The sequence below is a fragment of the Streptomyces hokutonensis genome (assembly GCF_042751305.1).
In the GTDB taxonomy this organism is placed as follows: domain Bacteria; phylum Actinomycetota; class Actinomycetes; order Streptomycetales; family Streptomycetaceae; genus Streptomyces; species Streptomyces hokutonensis_A.
Map to the genome: position 1 here is coordinate 415,196 of NZ_JBHYWD010000002.1, position 16,213 is coordinate 431,408.

A 16,213-nucleotide genomic window follows, 5' to 3' on the forward strand; every position below is an offset into this window, starting at 1 on the left:
TGCCGGGAGCCCCGGCAGGGCCCGCAAATGCGATGGACGGACGGAAGACCAACCCCCTAGAGTCTGCGTGCACGCCCGGAGACCAACGGAAGGAGGCGAGTGCCATGAGGTTCACAACACCCCAGCGCTCCCTCCCTGTTGACCCGGTGTGCCTCGACTGACCTGACCGGGAGCGCTTCAGCAGTACGCATCCCGGAGGAATCAGTCCATGACCGATCTGGTCATTCGCGCGCTCGACGAGAACGACGCGCACCTTTTCGACGCACTTCCCGACCCGCTCGGCGCCCGCGCCGCGCACCGGCTGACGACCTGGCGGCCCGACTGGCAGCGGGTGGCCCTGCGCGACGGCACGGTCGTCGCGCGCGCCGCCTGGTGGGGCGGCCCCGACGACGCCGAACCCCTCGCCGTCGACTGCTTCGACCTGATCGAGGGAGAGGAGGAGGCGGGGGCCGAACTCCTGCGCAGTGTGCCCTGGCGAGTCGACGTGGAACTGAACATTCCCGCCGGCTGGCGTGAGAGCCCCGAGGTCCGCGCCGCGGCCGAAGCCCGTTTCACAGCCCTGCGCTCGGCCGGATACGAGCTCCTCGTCGAGCGGTTCATCTACCGATGGACTCCGGAGTGCGGTCTTCCCGATCGCCCCGGCCGCCTCGACTTCGCTCCCGAACCCGACGACGCCGTGTTCTTCGACGCACTGCGCCGCATCCACTCCGTCACCCTCGACGCCCACGCCCAACGGGCCATCAGCCAAGGGGGAGTGGAAAAGGCCGCACAGGAGGAGATCGACTTCTTCCGCTGGTGCCCGTCCCCGCGCGAGTGGTGGCAGGTCGCCCGCACCCCGGAGGGCGACCTCGTGGGCATCCACATCCCGGCCCGCAACCCGTCGGGCCCCTGCGTCGGCTTCATCGGAGTCGTACCGGAACAGCGCGGCCACGGCTACGCCCGTGACCTGCTCGCCGAGTGCACCCACTATCTCGCCGAGCACGGCGCCGAATTCATCGCCGCCGCCACGGACCAGGGCAACTTCCCGATGGCCGCGCACTTCGCCGAGGTCGGCTATCCGGTGATCCGGGAGCGCGCCAACTTCCAGTTCGTCGAGTAGCCCCGTCGGTTCGCAGGGCGGTCGGCCCGGCCCGTGACCGGTTCCGGGCCGACTGTCAGTGCCGGGTGCCATGCTGGCGTCAGGTCGATCTACGGCACATGGCTCTACGGCGGGATGGAGGCGGGCATGGGGTTCGTCGGCGAGGTCTGGCAGGTGCACGGGAGCGAGGAGACGGTCGGGGAACTGGTCGGGGAGATCCTGATCGACGACGCCGATTTCCCTTGGCTGTCGGGCAAGTTCACCGCGGGTCCGGCCTTCGACGCCGTACGGGAGCTGTTCGCGCGGGAACTCGCCCTGGCGCAGGCGGACGACGAGTGGGCGCGGTGGGAGGAGGCCTACGACGAGGTCCGGCGGCAGGTCACGCTCACCTCGCCGGACGGGCCCGTGCCCGAGTTCCTCCTGCACATCGAGGGGGAGCGGGCCTGGTTCAGATGGAGCGACGAGCCGTTCGACGAGGACGGGGACGGGGACGAGGCGGCGCCCGGCGGTGAGTGATCAGCCGGCCGCGTCGGCCACCATCGCCTCGGCCTCCGCCAGGATCTCGGTGACCCGCTGCCCGAAAGCCGCGTCGCACGGGTGCGGACGGCCCGTGCGGACGGCCTCGCCCAGCGCGTCGGCGGCCCGGACCAGGGCGGACACCGCGCTGCCCGAGCTGTCCGGAAGGCCGGCCACCCCGGCCGCGCCCCGGAGTTCGAGGCCGACCCCCGCCGCGGCGGGCGGCGCGGTGAGGCTCAGGGTGAGCGTGCTCGACGCACCGCCCACGTGGTCGAGGACCAGCACGGCCGTGTCCCCGGGACCCCGCACGGCCGCCGCCACCCGGCGGACGTCACCGAGCACCGGGAGCAGCACGGACAGGGCGTGCGGGCCCACGTCCCACAGCGCGCCCTTCTCCTGCCGCCAGGGCGAGGCGGCGAACGGGCTGTCGCTGGTGAACACCGAGCCCAGCCACTCGGCCCGAGCGGTGAACCAGCCCTCGGCGGCGGCCTGTTCGGTGATCCACGCCTCGGTCTCCGGCAGGAAACGGGTGGTGAAGAACACGACCGACGCGACCCCGGCCTCCCGCACCGCGTCGACCACCGCTTGCCCCTGCTCGACCGTCGGCGCGAGAGGCTTGTCCAGCAGCAGATGCCGGCCCGCCCGTGCGGCCCGCACCGCCAACTCGGCCTGCACGGACGGCGGAAGGGCCACGGCGACGGCGTCCACGTCCGCGAGGAGGGCGTCGACGTCGTCGTAGGCCGGGACGCCGTACTGGTCGGCCAGTTCCTTGGCCGCGTCCGGGCGGCGGCCCCACACCCCGGCGAAGTCCCACTCCGCGTGCCCGGCGAGGGCGGGGGCGTGTGCCATCTGTGCCCAAGGGCCGGTGCCGAGCAGTCCGATGCGCATGGCGGTGCCTCTCCACGGGGCGGATGCACGGCGTGCGTCCGCGCGGCGAACCTGGTGACCACCGGAGTCGCTCCGAGCGGCCGGTCGCCGGTGAGCGTGCCATACGAACGGGGCTGGTGCGCAAGCCCCGTCGGCGCCTACACCCAGCCGACGACCTTGAAATTCTTGTCGACGAAGACGTGGTGCGGCCAGTTGACGCTGATGTTGTGGACCGCGTACTCGCCGTCGCTCAGTTCGACGACACGGTCGTTGATGCCGCCGGGGACGACGGCCTGGGCCGCCTCGATCGCCTTGCAGGCGGTCGTGCCGTTGACGATCGTGCCTTCGCCCTCGGTGTAGTCCGGGATCCGGCCGACCGACTTGTCCGGTGACGGTGCCCCCTGCTGGAAGGCGATCACTCCCGCCGCTTCGGCGGCTGCCGCTCCGCCGTCGCCGCCGCGCTGGACGACGACCCGCGTCGCGGCGACGGTCGCGCCGTCGACCGTTCCGAGGACGAGGACGCTCGCACCTCTCTTCACGGCCTTGGCCGGGGCTCCGGCGATCTTGGTGGCGGAGGATTCGGTCACGGTCACCTTCACGCCCGTCGCCGTCGTCATGGTGAAGCCCGACGCGGACGTGGTGTCGACGATGCCGGTCGCCCCGCCGTCGAACGGGTCGGCCTGGGGACCGCCGCCCTCCGGACCGGTCGGCGTCGGAGCCGGCGAGGCCGTGGCCGCGGGTGCGGGAGCCGACGAATCCGCAACGGCGGACGTACTGCCGAAGGTGGCTCCCGCCACCGCACAGGCCAGCCCGGCGGCCATGATCCACGCGCCTCTCCGGGACAGCAGGTCGTGGTTGTTCATGGTGGGGTCCCTTCGCTGGGGCAACGACTCCGAGCCTGGACGCCCTGCATATGGAGAGCCTCATGGGCGCCTTGAGAAGTCCTGACAAACGCGTCGCGTGCTGCGGCCGCTCGCCGATTGAGCAGTCCCGCTGCTGGATGCGTTCGGTTTCTTCTATTGGACCTGCGGACCCGGGCCGGAGAGGCTGGAGGGCGTGCCCTGCCCGCCGCGACCCGATCGGTCGTCCGGCGGGACGGCACGGTTCTGCGCGACAGCCGGAAGACCGGAAGAGGAGCACGAGCAATGGACACCCGCCGTATCGGTGACGTCGAGGTCAGTGCGATCGGCCTGGGCGGTATGCCCATGTCGATCGAGGGGCGGCCGGACGAGGCACGCTCCCTCGCGACCATCCACGCCGCCCTCGACGCGGGCGTGACGCTGATCGACACCGCGGACGCCTACCACCTGCACGCCGACGAGGTCGGACACAACGAGACCCTGATCGCCAAGGCCCTCGCCTCGCACGACCGCGGCGGGGACGTCCTGGTCGCCACCAAGGGCGGCCATCTGCGCCCCGGGGACGGCAGCTGGACCCTGAACGGCAGCCCCGAGTACCTCAAGGAGGCCTGCGAGGCCTCCTTGCGCCGGCTGGGCGTGGAGGCCATCGGGCTCTACCAGTTCCACCGCCCCGACCCGAGGGTCCCGTACGCGGACTCCGTCGGCGCGATCCGGGATCTGCTCGACGCGGGCAAGATCCGCCTCGCCGGGATCTCGAACGCGAACCCGGAGCAGATCCGGCTCGCGAACGAGATACTCGGCGGGCGGCTGGTCTCCGTGCAGAACCAGTTCTCCCCGGCCTTCCGCTCCAGCGAGCCGGAGCTGGAGCTGTGCGACGAACTCGGCATCGCGTTCCTGCCCTGGAGCCCCCTCGGCGGTATCAGCAGGGCCGGTGAACTCGGCTCCGCCTACGCGCCGTTCGCCGAGATCGCCGAGAAGCACGGCGTCAGCCCGCAGCGGGTGTGCCTGGCCTGGATGCTCGCCAAGTCCCCGGTCGTCGTACCGATCCCGGGCGCCAGCCGCCCCGAGACGATCCGCGACTCGGCCGCCGCACCCGAACTGACGCTCTCCGCCGAGGAGTTCGCGGAGCTGGACGCCGCCTGAGACGGCGGTGACGCCGGAGGTGTAGTTGTGGCGGGCAAGGGAAGAAAGCGCTTGCCCGCCAACCGGTCACAGGGGGAGGACCACCACCGATGGCGTCGTCCACGGAGAAGCCGCTCGACCACCGCTACCGCGACGAACACCCGATCCGTACCCTCGCCTACCTGTTCCACGAGGACCGCAGACGCCTCGCCCTGGCCGTCGCCGTGTTCACGGTCAAGCACAGCCCCATCTGGCTGCTCCCGCTGATCACCGCGTCCATCATCGACACGGTCGTCCAGCACCAGCCGGTCAGCAGACTCTGGATCAGCACCGGCGTCATCCTGTTCATCCTGCTGATCAACTACCCCCTGCACGTCCTCTACGTCCGCCTCCTGTACGGCAGCGTCCGCCGCATGGGCACCGATCTGCGCTCGGCCCTGTGCACCCGGATGCAGCAGCTCTCCATCGGCTATCACTCGCGGGTCAGCGCCGGAGTGCTCCAGGCCAAGGTCGTGCGGGACGTGGAGACCGTCGAGCAGATGGTCCAGCAGACCGCCGAGACCGGGCTCGGCGCGATCACCGTGCTCACCGGCAGCCTGGTCATCATCGCCTTCCGCACACCGGAGTTCGTGCCCGTCTTCGTGGTCGTCGTGCCGGTCGCCGCGCTGCTCGTGTCCCGGCTGCGGGCCCGCCTGCGCACCCACAACGAGCACTTCCGCCACGAGGTCGAAACCCTTTCCTCGCGCGTGACGGAGATGACCCGCCTCATCCCGGTCACCCGCGCCCACGGCCTGGAGGGCAAGGCCCTGCGCCGCATGGACGGCACCCTGCGCCGCCTCCTCACCACCGGAAACCGCCTCGACCTCCTCAACGGCCGCTTCGGCTCGCTGGCCTGGGTGGTGCTGAACGTCGTCGGCGTCCTGGTCCTCGCCGGCGCGGCCCTGGTGTCGTACTACGGCGTCTGGGGCGTCACCGCCGGCGACGTCGTCATGCTCAGCGCCTTCCTGACCACCCTCACCAACTCCACCACGACCCTCATGGGCCTGGCCCCCGTCATCACCAAGGGCCTGGAATCGGTCCGTTCGGTCGGAGAGGTGCTCCAGGCACCCGAGCTGGAGGACAACGAGGGCAAGGAGGTGGTCACCGCGGTACGCGGAGCCGTCACCTTCCGGAGCGTCGGCCACACCTACGACGGGGGCCAACTCCGCCCCGCCGTCCACGACTTCACCCTCACCGTCGCACCCGGCGAGACCGTCGCCCTGGTCGGTGCGTCCGGCGCCGGCAAGTCCACGGTCCTCAACCTCGTCATCGGCTTCATCCGCCCAACGAGCGGCCAACTCCTGCTCGACGGCACGGACATGAACACCCTCGACCTGCGCACCTACCGCCGCTTCGTCTCGGTCGTCCCCCAGGAGTCGATCCTCTTCGACGGCACGATCCGCGACAACGTGGCCTACGGCATGGACGACGCCGGCGAGGAGTCGGTGCGCGCGGCGCTGCGGGACGCCAACGCCCTCGAGTTCGTGGACAAGTTGCCGCAGGGACTGGAGACCCTGGTGGGGGAGCGCGGGGCCCGGCTGTCCGGCGGGCAGCGTCAACGCCTCGCCATCGCACGGGCGTTGATCCGCGACCCCAAGGTACTCGTGCTGGACGAGGCGACCTCGGCCCTGGACACCCGCTCGGAGGCGCTCGTCCAGGAGGCACTCGCCCGACTGCTGCGCGGCCGTACGACATTCGTCGTCGCGCACCGGCTGTCCACCGTCCGGGGCGCCGACCGCATCGTGGTGATGGGTGACGGGGAGATCCTGGAGGTCGGTACGCACGACGAACTCCTGCGCCGGGGCGGGGCGTACACGGCGCTGCACAGTGGGCAGCTCGCCTGACCGGATCTCGTGGCCGTGTGCTTGATCAGGCGTCGGCGGGGCACAAGGAGCGCACAACGAGAGAGGGGTGCTCCGTGCTCGTCCCGGACCCGAAGGCCGTCAGGAAACTGCTCACCCGGTACGCGGTGCTTCGCATCGCCCAGGCGGAGAGGCAACGCCCGCAGGCGGCCGCCGAGTTGAACGACGTCAGCTACACCCTGTGCGTGATGACGGGCACCAAGGAGATCCAGGAAGCCATCGTCAAGGCGGACGCCCTGCTGGCGGCGGCGCGTGGCGCGGCCGACGACGACCGCGCCCTCGCGTAGAGCCGTCAGGAGAGCGCCACTTCGCGGGCCGTCCTGCCGTGGAACGCCGAGCGGTACGCCTGGGGGCTTGTGCCGACCACCTTGCGGAAGCGTTCGCGGAACGCGGTGGGGGAGCCGAACCCCGCCTGCTGGGCGACTCGTTCGATGGGGTGGTCGCTGTTCTCCAGCAGGTACTGGGCGCGTCGGACCCGGGCGCGCAGCAGCCACTGGAGCGGTGTGCTGCCCGTCTGTTCGCGGAAACGGCGGCTGAACGTCCGCTCGCTCATGCCCGATCGCTTCGCCAGCGTCGCCAGGGTGACCTCGTGGGCGAGGTTGTCCTCGATCCACTGGAGGAGCGGTTCGAGGGCCGAACCCTGGGGGACCGGCGGGTGCCGGTGCACGATGAACTGGGCCTGCCCGCCCTCGCGTTCGAGCGGCATGACCGAGAGGCGGGCCGCGTCGGCGGCGACGGCCGAGCCGAAGTCCCGGCGGATGAGGTGCAGACACAGGTCGAGCCCGGCGGCGGCCCCGGCCGAGGTGAGGATCTGCCCGTTGTCGACGTACAGCACGTCCGGTTCCACCTCGACCAGCGGATACTCGCGGGCCAGCAGGTCGGCGGCGATCCAGTGGGTGGTGGCGCGCAGCCCGTCCAGCAGTCCGGCCGCGGCGAGCACGAAGGCGCCGGCGCAGATCGACACGATCCGGGTACCCGCCGCCGCTGCCTCCCGCAGCGCCGCCAGCACCCGTGCGGAGGGCGGTCCGGCTTGCTCCGAGCAGCCGGGGACGACGACGGTGTCGGCGTCCGCCAGCGCTTCCAGCCCGTGGTCGACCCGCAGCGCGAACCCGTCTGTGCGCACCTCCGGCGTCTCGCCGCACACCCGGATCCGGTACGCGTTCCGGCCGTCGGGCAGCCTGGTGCGGCCGAACACCTCCATCGGGGTCGCCATGTCGAACGGCACCACATGATCGAGAGCGAGGATCGCGACGGTATGCATGAACACCACGATAGGCAGATTCCCGCCAGCCCGGTGACACGACTACATGCCCCCAAAGCCTGACCAGAGGGCTTGGCGGGAATCCGTTGGAAGCTGTCGTTCCAGCCCCTGTGCGGCCGGTCGGGACCTCCCTAGCCTGGGCCGGTGACCAAGATCCTTCTCGCACTGCATGTGCTGGCCGCCATCGTCGCGGTCGGCCCCGTGACCGTAGCCGCCAGCATGTTCCCGCCGGCGGCCCGCCGCGCCCTCACCGGTGGGGACGGTCCCGACGCGGGGGTGCCGACCGTACGACTGCTGCACCGCATCTGCCGCCTCTACGGCGCGGTCGGCCTCGCGGTGCCCCTCTTCGGCTTTGCCACCGCCGCCGCGATGGGCGTCCTGGGCAGCGGCTGGCTCATCGCCTCCATCACCCTCACCGCGGTGGCGGCCGGCCTCCTGATCGCCTTCGTCCTGCCGCGTCAGGACGAACTCCTGGAGGAACTCGGCGCGGGGAAGCCCGTGGAGCGGGCCGGGACCGTTCAACTCGCCATGTTCACCGGCATCTTCAACCTGCTGTGGGCCACTGTCACCGTCCTCATGATCATCCGTCCCGGCTCGACCACGGGCGCCTGACCGGTCAGCCCGTGGCGCGGACCAGGAGGAGCGCGACATCGTCGTCGGGCTCGGGGCGCAGCGCGTTGAGGAGCATGTCGCCCGTCTGCTCCAGGGGCCGCCGGGAACTCTGCAACAGCCGCGTCAGCGTGTGCAGTCCCACGTCGATCGACTCACCCCGGTTCTCCACCAGCCCGTCGGTGTACAGGGCGAGCAACGCGCCCGCGGTGAACTCGACTTCGGCGGTCCCGAAGTCCACCCCGCCGACACCGAGCGGGACTCCGCCGGGGATGTCGAGGAGTTCCGCATGGCCGTCGGGGCGGATCAGGACGGGCGGCAGATGCCCGGCGCTGGACAGGGCGCAGGTGCCCCGGCCGAGGTCGACCACGCCGTACGCGCAGGTCGCGATCGTGTCGAGCGAGCCGGTCAGGTCGTCCAGGTGGTGCAGCAACTCGGCGGGCGGCAGGTCGAGTCGGGCCAGCGCGCGGGTCGCCGAGCTCAACTGCCCCATGATGGCGGCCGCTTGGACTCCCTTGCCCATCACATCGCCCACGACGAGCCCGGTCCGGCCCGGCCCCAGCGGCAGTACGTCGTACCAGTCGCCGCCGACCTCGCTCAGCGCCGGCAGATAGCGGGCGGCGATGTCGAGCCCGTCCTGCCGGGCCGGGGCCGGCGGCAGCAGGCTGCGCTGCAGGGTCAGCGCGGTGGTGCGCTCACGGCCGTAGAGACGGGCGTTGTCGATGCAGATCGCGGCGCGCGCGGCGAGTTCCGAGGCGAGGAGGCGGTCCTGTTCGTCGAAGGGGCGCTCGTTGACGGTGCGGTAGAGGCTCAGTGTGCCGAGCACCTCGCCGCGGGCCATCAGCGGGACGGCGAGGTAGGAGTGGACGCCCGCCGCGCGCAGGGTCTGGGCGGCGCGTGCGTCCCTGGCGATGCGCCGCATCATCGGCCGGTCCACCCGCTCCACCAGGATCGGCCCGGCCTCGCGGACGCACTGGGTGATGATGCGATGGGGGCCGTAGGTGGCCAGTTCGCCGACCGGGTCCGCCGCGTGGATCGCGTCGGTGAGGTATCCGGCCGCGACGGCCAGCGCCCGGAACTCGACCTGCGCGTCCCCGGCCACCGGAGTGATCCGGCCGTGCGCCACGACCGATTCCAGTACGTCCACGGCGGCCAGGTCGGCCACATGCGGTACCGCCACGTCGGCCAGCTCCCGCGCGGTCTGCTGGAGGTCCAGCGTCGTGCCGATCCGTACCCCGGCCTCGGCCACCACGGACAGGTGCTGGCGCGCCTGCGCGACCTCGGCCGCCGCCTGCTCCCGCTCGGTGACGTCCAGGACGGCCATCGCGAGACCGAGCACCCGGCCCTGCGCGTCCTCGATGCGGTGGTACGACTCCGAGTACGCCCGCTCCGCGGAATCGGCCTGCGTACGGCCCACGGTCTGCTGGTCCAGCAGCGGCTTGCCGGTGATCAGCACATGCCGCATCCGCGACTCGATGGCCGCCACGTCGAGACCCGGCAGCACCTCGCCGACCCGACGCCCGACGACCTCGGCCTCCGGTACGCCGTTGATGCGCTCCAGGGCCGGGTTCACCGTGACCCAGCGCAGATCGGTGTCGAACACGGCGATGCCCACCGGTGTCTGCCGCACCAGGCTGTGGGACAGCGCCAGATCCCGTTCGACGCCGCGTACGGTCGTGGCGTTCGCCGCCAGTCCCAGCAGATGTGCCTGGCCGTGGCTGTCGCGCAGCCGCATCGTGCGGAACTCCACGGGCCGCTCGGTGCCGTCCCGGTGCAGCATCGGGAAGACCCCCGCCCAACGGGCACCCGAGCCCACCTGGGCGAACAGCTCACGCGCCCGGACCCGGTCGTCGGGCGCCACCAGCAGCCGGTCGGCGCGCTGCGTCAGCGCCTCCTCGGCGGAGTAGCCGAGCAGTTGCTCCGCCTCGGGACTCCACAGGGCGATGTACCCGCCGGCGTCCAGGACCACCGCCGCGACCTGCAACAGGTCCAGCAGCCCTCCCGAGGCGGCCGTGACACCGTCCCCGGCACCGTACGCGTCCATCCAGCCGCTCCTTCCGGCGCGGCACGACACCACCAAGATCCGCACCACCGGTCATCCGATTACGGCACAGCCCGCCCCACCCGGCAACACCGTGAGGACAGGGGGCCGTATGGAGCACTTACCCGTGCGGGAGCCGACGAGCCCCCGGATTCTGGTCGTGCCCTGCCCCCCACTTCCCCCAGGAAACCCGATGCCCTTCCCCCTCCGTCTCGTCTCCCTCCTGGTCGCCGGCTGTGTCGGCGCCCTCGTGCCCGCGTCGCCCGTCGCGGCCGACGACCACTCCCTCCAGCGCGGCCTCGACGAACTGGTCGCCGCGCCGGACGGCCCGCCCGGGGTGATCGTCGTGCTGCGCGACGGCGACCGGCAGCGCGTGCTGCGGGCCGGTACCGCCGACGTCACCACCGGCCGCCCGCTCGAAGCGCGCGACCACACCCGGACCGCCAGCACCAGCAAGGCGTTCAGCGGGGCGGTGGCCCTGAGTCTCGTACGACAGCACCGGCTCACCCTCGACGACACGATCGGCACCCGGCTGCCCCAACTCCCCAAAGCCTGGGCGGCAGTGACGCTGCGTCAGCTCCTCCAGCACACCAGCGGGCTCCCGGACTACAGCCAGAGCGCGGAGTTCCGGAGCCTCATCCAGGCCGACCCGCACCACCACTTCGACTCGCGGCACCTGCTCGACTTCGTGGCGGGAGAGCCGCTGCGGTTCGCGCCCGGTTCGCAGTACCAGTACTCCAACTCCGACAACATCGCCGTGGCGCTGATGGCGGAGGCCGCGACCGGTACGCGCTACGAGGACCTGCTGCGCCGCCACGTGTACCGGCCGCTGGGCCTGCGCGACACGAGTCTGCCGCAGGGGTACCGGATGCCGGAGCCGTACATGCACGGCTACGCGGTCGGCGGACCGTCCGGACCCGAGGACGTCAGCGAGACGATCGGCATGTCGGGGGTGTGGGCGTCCGGCGGCATCACCTCCTCGCCCCGCGACCTCGCCTCGTTCATCGGCGGCTACGCCTCCGGAGCCCTCACCTCGAAGGCGGCGCTGCGGGAACAGCGGCACTGGATCCCCGGCGCCTCCGAACCGGCGGGACCGGGCAGCAACAGCGCGGGACTGGCCATCTTCCGCTACGAAACCCGCTGCGGGGTCGTTCTTGGACATACCGGAAACACCCTCGGTTACACACAGTTGATCGCGGCCACCCCCGACGGCCGGCGCGCGCTCACTTTCTCATTGACAACTCAGGTGAACCAGGCGGGGAACGCCGCTCTGCTGAGCAAGGTGCGCGCGGTCGAGGAGGACGCGGTGTGCAGCCTCCTGGGGACATACGGGTCGTAACACCACAGGCGTGCCGGACGCCTCCGGCATGCCGCACCATGAGTGCGTGCACACGCGACTCACCTATCAACGGCAGGACGAGCGGGCGGCGTCGGCGCTCGCGGACGCGCTGCGACGCGCCGGTGCCGACGTCGTGCTCGACGTGTGGCCGACGGCCGCGGACGGTGCCCCCGACCCGGAGACCGTCGTCGTCCTGCTGTGGTCGGCGGCGTGGAACCGAACACCGACGGAACCCGCGCCGCCCGGCGCACCTGTGCCCGTCCGGCTCGACGACACGCTCCTGCCGTCCGCCCTGGCCGGGCTGCGCCACCTACGGCTCGCTCAGGGCCGGGGCCGGGTGTCGGACGAGGCGGCGGCGATGATCGTGCGCCTCGCCTTCCCGGCCCTCGTGCCGCCGCTCCCGGTTCGGGGCAACCCGACCGAAAACACCCTGGCGATCAGCGACTTCGGCCCTCTGGGACTGTTCGCGAGCTGCCCGGGGTGTGGAGAAAGCAGCGAACGGCTGCGCCCGTACGTCACGGTCGACCATCAGTACGACAGGGCGCTGCGGCTGGTCATCTGTGGCGCGTGCAACTGGCAGGACGGCTGCGAACTGTGACTACGGCGAACCGTTTCCGCTACCTCAAGCGACCGTGCTGTCCGACTCGTTGACCAGACCTTCCCGTTCCGGGGCGGCTGGCAGGGCCAGCCACTCCGCGATGGTGCGGGCGATCGGCTGGCCGGTGTCCGCCTCGACGAAGCCGAACTGGCCCGACTGGTTGCACTCCAGGAACCACCAGGTGCCGTCCGCGTCCTCGGCGAAGTCGAAGGCGCCGTAGGCCAGTTCGGCCTCGCGCAGATACGTCAGGACGGCCTCGGCGACGCGCGGCGGGACCTCGGCGGGGTGCCAGGGCTGCGCAGGCGCGGCGAAGCGGACGTCGACCTCGGCGGGGTCCGCGTCCTGGGCGGTCGCCATACGGGCGGCCAGCATCCGGTCGCCCACCACGGTGAGCCGGATGTCGGCACGCTTGGCGATCCGGCGCTGCAGCAGCGTGGGACCGAAGGCCACGGCGGCGAAGTCGGTGTCCGGCGCGACCCGGCTGGTCGGCACAGCCCGGGGCGGATCCTGCGGATGGGCACCGGAGACGGGCTTGACCACCAGGTCCGGGAAGCGCCGGGAGAACTCGCGGGCGGCCTGCGGGAACGTGGTGATCAGCGTCGCGGGCACCGGCAGTCCGCTGCGCTGGGCCAGCCGCAGCTGCCAGGGCTTGTGCCGGGCGCGGCGCGCCGCGTCGGGGTGGTTCATCCAGCGGGCGCCGGAGCCGCGCAGCATGCCGTAGAGCGCCTGTGAGGCCTCCTCGGTGAGCCACGCGGAGGGCTGGGGTGCGCGGGTCGCCGGGGCGCCCGGTCTGCGCACCCAGATGGAACGCAGCCCGCTCACGCTCACCAGCCGTCCGCCGGCGGCGAGATGGCCGCGGAAGGCTCCGTGGACGTACTCGCCGGAGAGCGCGACCCCGCCGGTGAGGTCGGCGGGATCGATCCGGACCACGGGGACACCGGCCGCGTGCAGGTGCACCATCACCAGGTCCGCGGTGACGTCCTCTTCGCAGGTAAGGACCAACACGGTCATTTTCGTCGTTCCGCGTTCAGTCGTCGAAGTGAGTCTTCGATCCCGCGGTGGACGTCGTGGTCCCCAGTTCTCTCAGCAGAGCGAGATCATGGGCGGCGACCCGTCCGTCGGCGAGCACGTTCAACTGCAGTCCGGAGTCGTAGCTGTACGGAGCGGTAATCTCCAACTGTGCTGCCGGGCGAGCGTAGTTGAGCGCGAACGGTTGCATCGTCTCTCCCTCGTCGGTACTGCCTCGTGCAAGCGGTGGCCACCCTGCGAGGTCGCTTGGCCCGCTGACTTCCGTCTGCTTCCAGAGACTTATACGAATCGAACGAGTGAATGGTTTCCTTACTCTGTGTAACCAGGGTAAGGAAGGTAAGAGCCTTTCAGGGTTCAGCCGAGGTCGCCCGGCCGCCCCTCCTCCTGCTCGCCGAGGGACTTGCGCATCGAGCGCAGGGCGAGCAGAAGTACGGCGATGTCGTCCAAGTACACGGGATCCGGCATCAGGTCGGTCGGCAGCACGAAGTACAGGACGGCACCCCAGAAAACCCACTTGGGGCCGGTCGGAAGCCCTGCGCGCCGCAGTCCGCGCCGCATGCGGACGAGCCGCACCAGCACTCCGACGGCCACGGCGAGCAGTGCCACCGCGAGCACCACGGCGACGACGATCACGGTTGTGGTCGAATCCACGGGCTCCCCTTTTCCGGTCCGGCCGCACGGCATGTGCCCTATCCGGATGCCCGGTTGAGGCCCCGGTATTGCCGAAGAGGGGAACATCACACCCGAACGCCGGGAACGGTCTTGACAGCCATCTGCGCCACGTCGGGCGCTGGTACGTTTTCACCGTGAGCGCGACCAGCGGTACGGGAACGGGAACCCATGTACGGATCTGCCTCGACGCCCCACCGCGCGTCGCGGGCCTCGGGGTCGGTGTGCACGGCACGGCGAGCCCGCGTGACGTGTTCCGGCTGCCCGACCTCTGGCAGCTCCATCTCTACCGGTACGAGGCGGAGTTGACCGTCGACGGGGTGCCGTACGGGATCAGGCCCGGTCATGTGAGTCTGGTGCCGCCCGGCGCGCTGGTGCGCTTCCACTACCGGGGCCGCTCCGAGCATCTCTTCGCCCACCTGGAACTCCCCTCCGCCGGTGAGCGGTTGACCGTTCCCGTGATGCAGGACGCCGGTACGCAGACACCCGTGCTCACCGACCTGATGCTGCGGGCCATGGCGGCGGCGCCGCGCAACTCCGCCCGTGCGGCTGCCGAGTTGTGGACGGTGCTGTGGCGGGTGGCCGACCTCGCGACCCCGACCGCAGGTGACACCGCCGGACCCCATCCCGCGCTGGCCCTCGCCGTCGCACACATCGAGGCGCACCTGGCGGCACCGCTGACGGTGCCCGAGGTGGCGCGCGTGGCCGGGGTCTCGCACAACCACCTCATCCGCCTGTTCCGCGCCGAGATCGGCAGCACGGTTGTCGCCTACATCCGGCACCGGCGCCTGGAACACGCGCGGCACCTGCTCCGCGAGTCGACGCTGTCCGTCCCGGCGATCGCGGCGGCCGTCGGCATCGGCGACCTCCAGGCCTTCAACAAGGCGTGCCGACGCGAACTGGGCGCCTCACCGAGGGCGGTTCGCGCCGGTACCGGGTGAAGCCGGCCCGTACTCTGCGGGTCAGTCCCGGCCCGTACCCCGGTACAGGTCCAACTCCCCGTCCAGCTCCACCGCCAGGACCGTCGCCAGGTCGTCCACATCGGCGGCCCGCGAGGCGTCGATCCACGTCACGCCCGGCACCTCGCCGAGCCCGCCGATCACGTCGTGGCCGAGTGCGGCGCCGGTTCCGAGTACCTGGACCCGCTTGACGGGCGTACGCAGGCCGCGCAACGACACCGACTCGCGGGGCGGGTCGAAGCACACCAGGTACAGCGTGCGGCGATCGGCGGACAGGGTGCTCGCCCCGTAGTGGTGCCCGGAGGGCAGGCCGGCCACCGTGCCGTACACCGCCTCGGAGTGCCGGGCGATCCACGCGCCCAGCCCCTCGAGCCGCTCCACCTGCGCGGCCGGGATCGTCCCGTCCTCCCTCGGGCCCACGTCGAGCAGCAGATTGCCGCCCATCCCGATGGTCTCCGTGAAGTAACGCACCAGCTGCCGCACCGACTTGTGATGGTGGTCCCCGTGCTGGAAACCCCACGAGTCGTTGACCGTCAGACACAACTCCCAAGGCCCGTCCGGGGCTTGCAGCGGCACCCCCTGCTCGGGCGTCGCGTAGTCGCCGTGGCCGAGCATGCGGGCGTTGAGGACGGTGTCGGGCTTTCCGGCGAGGATCAGCTCCGCCAACTCCCGCATGCCCCACTGCTCTTCGGCCCGCTCCCACTCGCCGTCGAACCACAGCAGATCGGGCCGGAAGCGGTCCACCAACTCGCCGACCTGGCCGTCGCGGTAGGCGAGGTAGCGCGCCCAGGCGACCGGATCCTCCTCGCCGGGCCGCGCGGAGGCGTACGGGTTGGCGACAATCTCGTCGTCCGGCGGGTTCGGGTGCACCGCGCTGGCGTAGTCGGGGTGGTTCCAGTCGGAGTGGGAGTAGTAGAGCCCGACCTTGAGGCCCTCCTCGCGCAGCGCCTCGGCATAGGGCCCGATCAGATCGCGGCCGGCCGGGGTGCGGCGGACCACGTCCAGGTCGCCGTGGGCCGAGTCCCACAGGGCCACACCGTCGTGGTGCCGGGCGGTGAGCACCGCGTACCGGGCGCCCGCCCGCGCGAACAGCCTTGCCCAGTCCCGTGGTTCGTAGCGCGCGGCGGTGAACCCGTCCAGCTGGCGCATGTACTGGTCGTGCGGAACCTGGCCCGTGTAGAACGACCAGGACTCCGGCACGCCGTCGACGGCGTAGATCCCGTAGTGGACGAAGATGCCCAACTTGGCATCGCGGAACCAGGGTTGCATCGGCATACCGCCAAGCTAGGCCGCGCGACGGCGGGGCGCGTGGGCGGTGATCACCACTGGTGGTCCATTTTCACCACCGCCACGGTGCTGCGTAG

17 protein-coding genes are annotated in these 16,213 nt (G+C 71.3%); 9 read left to right on the forward strand and 8 right to left on the reverse strand.

What is annotated here, in order from left to right; translation table 11 throughout:
* The first annotated feature begins 208 nt into the window (after positions 1–208).
* Positions 209–1,099, forward strand: coding sequence for a GNAT family N-acetyltransferase (locus ACFXC1_RS08085; RefSeq protein ID WP_381240371.1), 891 nt, complete (start codon positions 209–211; stop codon positions 1,097–1,099).
* A 126-nt stretch (positions 1,100–1,225) separates the two neighbouring features.
* Positions 1,226–1,594 carry a hypothetical protein gene (locus tag ACFXC1_RS08090; RefSeq protein ID WP_381240374.1) on the forward strand — a complete coding sequence of 123 codons (369 nt, stop codon included), beginning with the start codon at positions 1,226–1,228 and terminating at the stop codon, positions 1,592–1,594.
* Here the strand turns inward: ACFXC1_RS08090 and ACFXC1_RS08095 are convergent, their stop codons facing one another.
* Entirely contained in the window at positions 1,595–2,482 is an 888-nt protein-coding gene (locus tag ACFXC1_RS08095) for a Gfo/Idh/MocA family protein (RefSeq protein ID WP_381240376.1), read from the reverse strand.
* A 137-nt stretch (positions 2,483–2,619) separates the two neighbouring features.
* The gene (locus tag ACFXC1_RS08100; protein WP_381240379.1) at positions 2,620–3,324 is read right to left on the reverse strand and encodes a hypothetical protein; all 705 of its coding nucleotides are present in this window, start codon (positions 3,322–3,324) and stop codon (positions 2,620–2,622) included.
* Positions 3,325–3,606: 282 nt separating this feature from the next.
* On the opposite strand from ACFXC1_RS08100, the gene ACFXC1_RS08105 reads away from it, so the two are divergent.
* From ACFXC1_RS08105 to ACFXC1_RS08115, 3 genes are all read left to right on the forward strand, one after another.
* The gene (locus ACFXC1_RS08105) at positions 3,607–4,464 is read left to right on the forward strand and encodes an aldo/keto reductase (protein WP_381240381.1); all 858 of its coding nucleotides are present in this window, start codon (positions 3,607–3,609) and stop codon (positions 4,462–4,464) included.
* An 89-nt stretch (positions 4,465–4,553) separates the two neighbouring features.
* Positions 4,554–6,326: an ABC transporter ATP-binding protein gene (locus ACFXC1_RS08110; RefSeq protein WP_381240384.1), complete on the forward strand. Its 1,773-nt coding sequence runs from the start codon at positions 4,554–4,556 to the stop codon at positions 6,324–6,326.
* A gap of 74 nt (positions 6,327–6,400) precedes the next feature.
* The gene (locus ACFXC1_RS08115) at positions 6,401–6,631 is read left to right on the forward strand and encodes a DUF5133 domain-containing protein (RefSeq protein ID WP_381240386.1); all 231 of its coding nucleotides are present in this window, start codon (positions 6,401–6,403) and stop codon (positions 6,629–6,631) included.
* A gap of 5 nt (positions 6,632–6,636) precedes the next feature.
* Here ACFXC1_RS08115 and ACFXC1_RS08120 read toward each other — a convergent pair whose 3' ends face one another.
* Positions 6,637–7,605, reverse strand: a complete 969-nt coding sequence (locus ACFXC1_RS08120) for a GlxA family transcriptional regulator (protein ID WP_381240389.1) — start codon at positions 7,603–7,605, stop codon at positions 6,637–6,639.
* A gap of 144 nt (positions 7,606–7,749) precedes the next feature.
* Here ACFXC1_RS08120 and ACFXC1_RS08125 point away from each other — a divergent pair, with 144 nt between their 5' ends.
* Positions 7,750–8,217, forward strand: coding sequence for a hypothetical protein (locus ACFXC1_RS08125; RefSeq protein ID WP_381240391.1), 468 nt, complete (start codon positions 7,750–7,752; stop codon positions 8,215–8,217).
* Between the two features lie 4 nt (positions 8,218–8,221).
* Here ACFXC1_RS08125 and ACFXC1_RS08130 read toward each other — a convergent pair whose 3' ends face one another.
* A complete protein-coding gene (locus tag ACFXC1_RS08130) occupies positions 8,222–10,258 on the reverse strand; it encodes a SpoIIE family protein phosphatase (RefSeq protein WP_381240394.1) in 2,037 nt (678 codons plus the stop codon).
* A gap of 190 nt (positions 10,259–10,448) precedes the next feature.
* Here ACFXC1_RS08130 and ACFXC1_RS08135 point away from each other — a divergent pair, with 190 nt between their 5' ends.
* Together ACFXC1_RS08135 and ACFXC1_RS08140 are read left to right on the forward strand one after the other, a co-directional pair.
* Positions 10,449–11,594, forward strand: a complete 1,146-nt coding sequence (locus ACFXC1_RS08135; RefSeq protein WP_381240397.1) for a serine hydrolase domain-containing protein — start codon at positions 10,449–10,451, stop codon at positions 11,592–11,594.
* A 46-nt stretch (positions 11,595–11,640) separates the two neighbouring features.
* On the forward strand, positions 11,641–12,192 hold the full coding sequence (locus ACFXC1_RS08140; protein WP_381240399.1) for a hypothetical protein: 552 nt from the start codon (positions 11,641–11,643) through the stop codon (positions 12,190–12,192).
* Positions 12,193–12,216: 24 nt separating this feature from the next.
* Here the strand turns inward: ACFXC1_RS08140 and tgmB are convergent, their stop codons facing one another.
* The 3 genes from tgmB to ACFXC1_RS08155 all read right to left on the reverse strand — a co-directional run bounded on the left by tgmB (position 12,217) and on the right by ACFXC1_RS08155 (position 13,872).
* Complete coding sequence (gene tgmB, locus ACFXC1_RS08145; RefSeq protein WP_381240402.1) at positions 12,217–13,203, reverse strand: ATP-grasp ribosomal peptide maturase; 987 nt, start codon at positions 13,201–13,203, stop codon at positions 12,217–12,219.
* A gap of 16 nt (positions 13,204–13,219) precedes the next feature.
* On the reverse strand, positions 13,220–13,411 hold the full coding sequence (gene tgmA, locus ACFXC1_RS08150) for a putative ATP-grasp-modified RiPP (RefSeq protein ID WP_381240404.1): 192 nt from the start codon (positions 13,409–13,411) through the stop codon (positions 13,220–13,222).
* A 164-nt stretch (positions 13,412–13,575) separates the two neighbouring features.
* On the reverse strand, positions 13,576–13,872 hold the full coding sequence (locus ACFXC1_RS08155) for a YkvA family protein (RefSeq protein WP_019070093.1): 297 nt from the start codon (positions 13,870–13,872) through the stop codon (positions 13,576–13,578).
* A gap of 155 nt (positions 13,873–14,027) precedes the next feature.
* Here ACFXC1_RS08155 and ACFXC1_RS08160 point away from each other — a divergent pair, with 155 nt between their 5' ends.
* On the forward strand, positions 14,028–14,831 hold the full coding sequence (locus ACFXC1_RS08160) for an AraC family transcriptional regulator (RefSeq protein ID WP_381240407.1): 804 nt from the start codon (positions 14,028–14,030) through the stop codon (positions 14,829–14,831).
* A gap of 21 nt (positions 14,832–14,852) precedes the next feature.
* On the opposite strand, the gene ACFXC1_RS08165 is transcribed toward ACFXC1_RS08160, so the two are convergent.
* Entirely contained in the window at positions 14,853–16,124 is a 1,272-nt protein-coding gene (locus ACFXC1_RS08165; RefSeq protein ID WP_381240409.1) for an alpha-L-fucosidase, read from the reverse strand.
* Positions 16,125–16,213 lie beyond the last annotated feature (89 nt).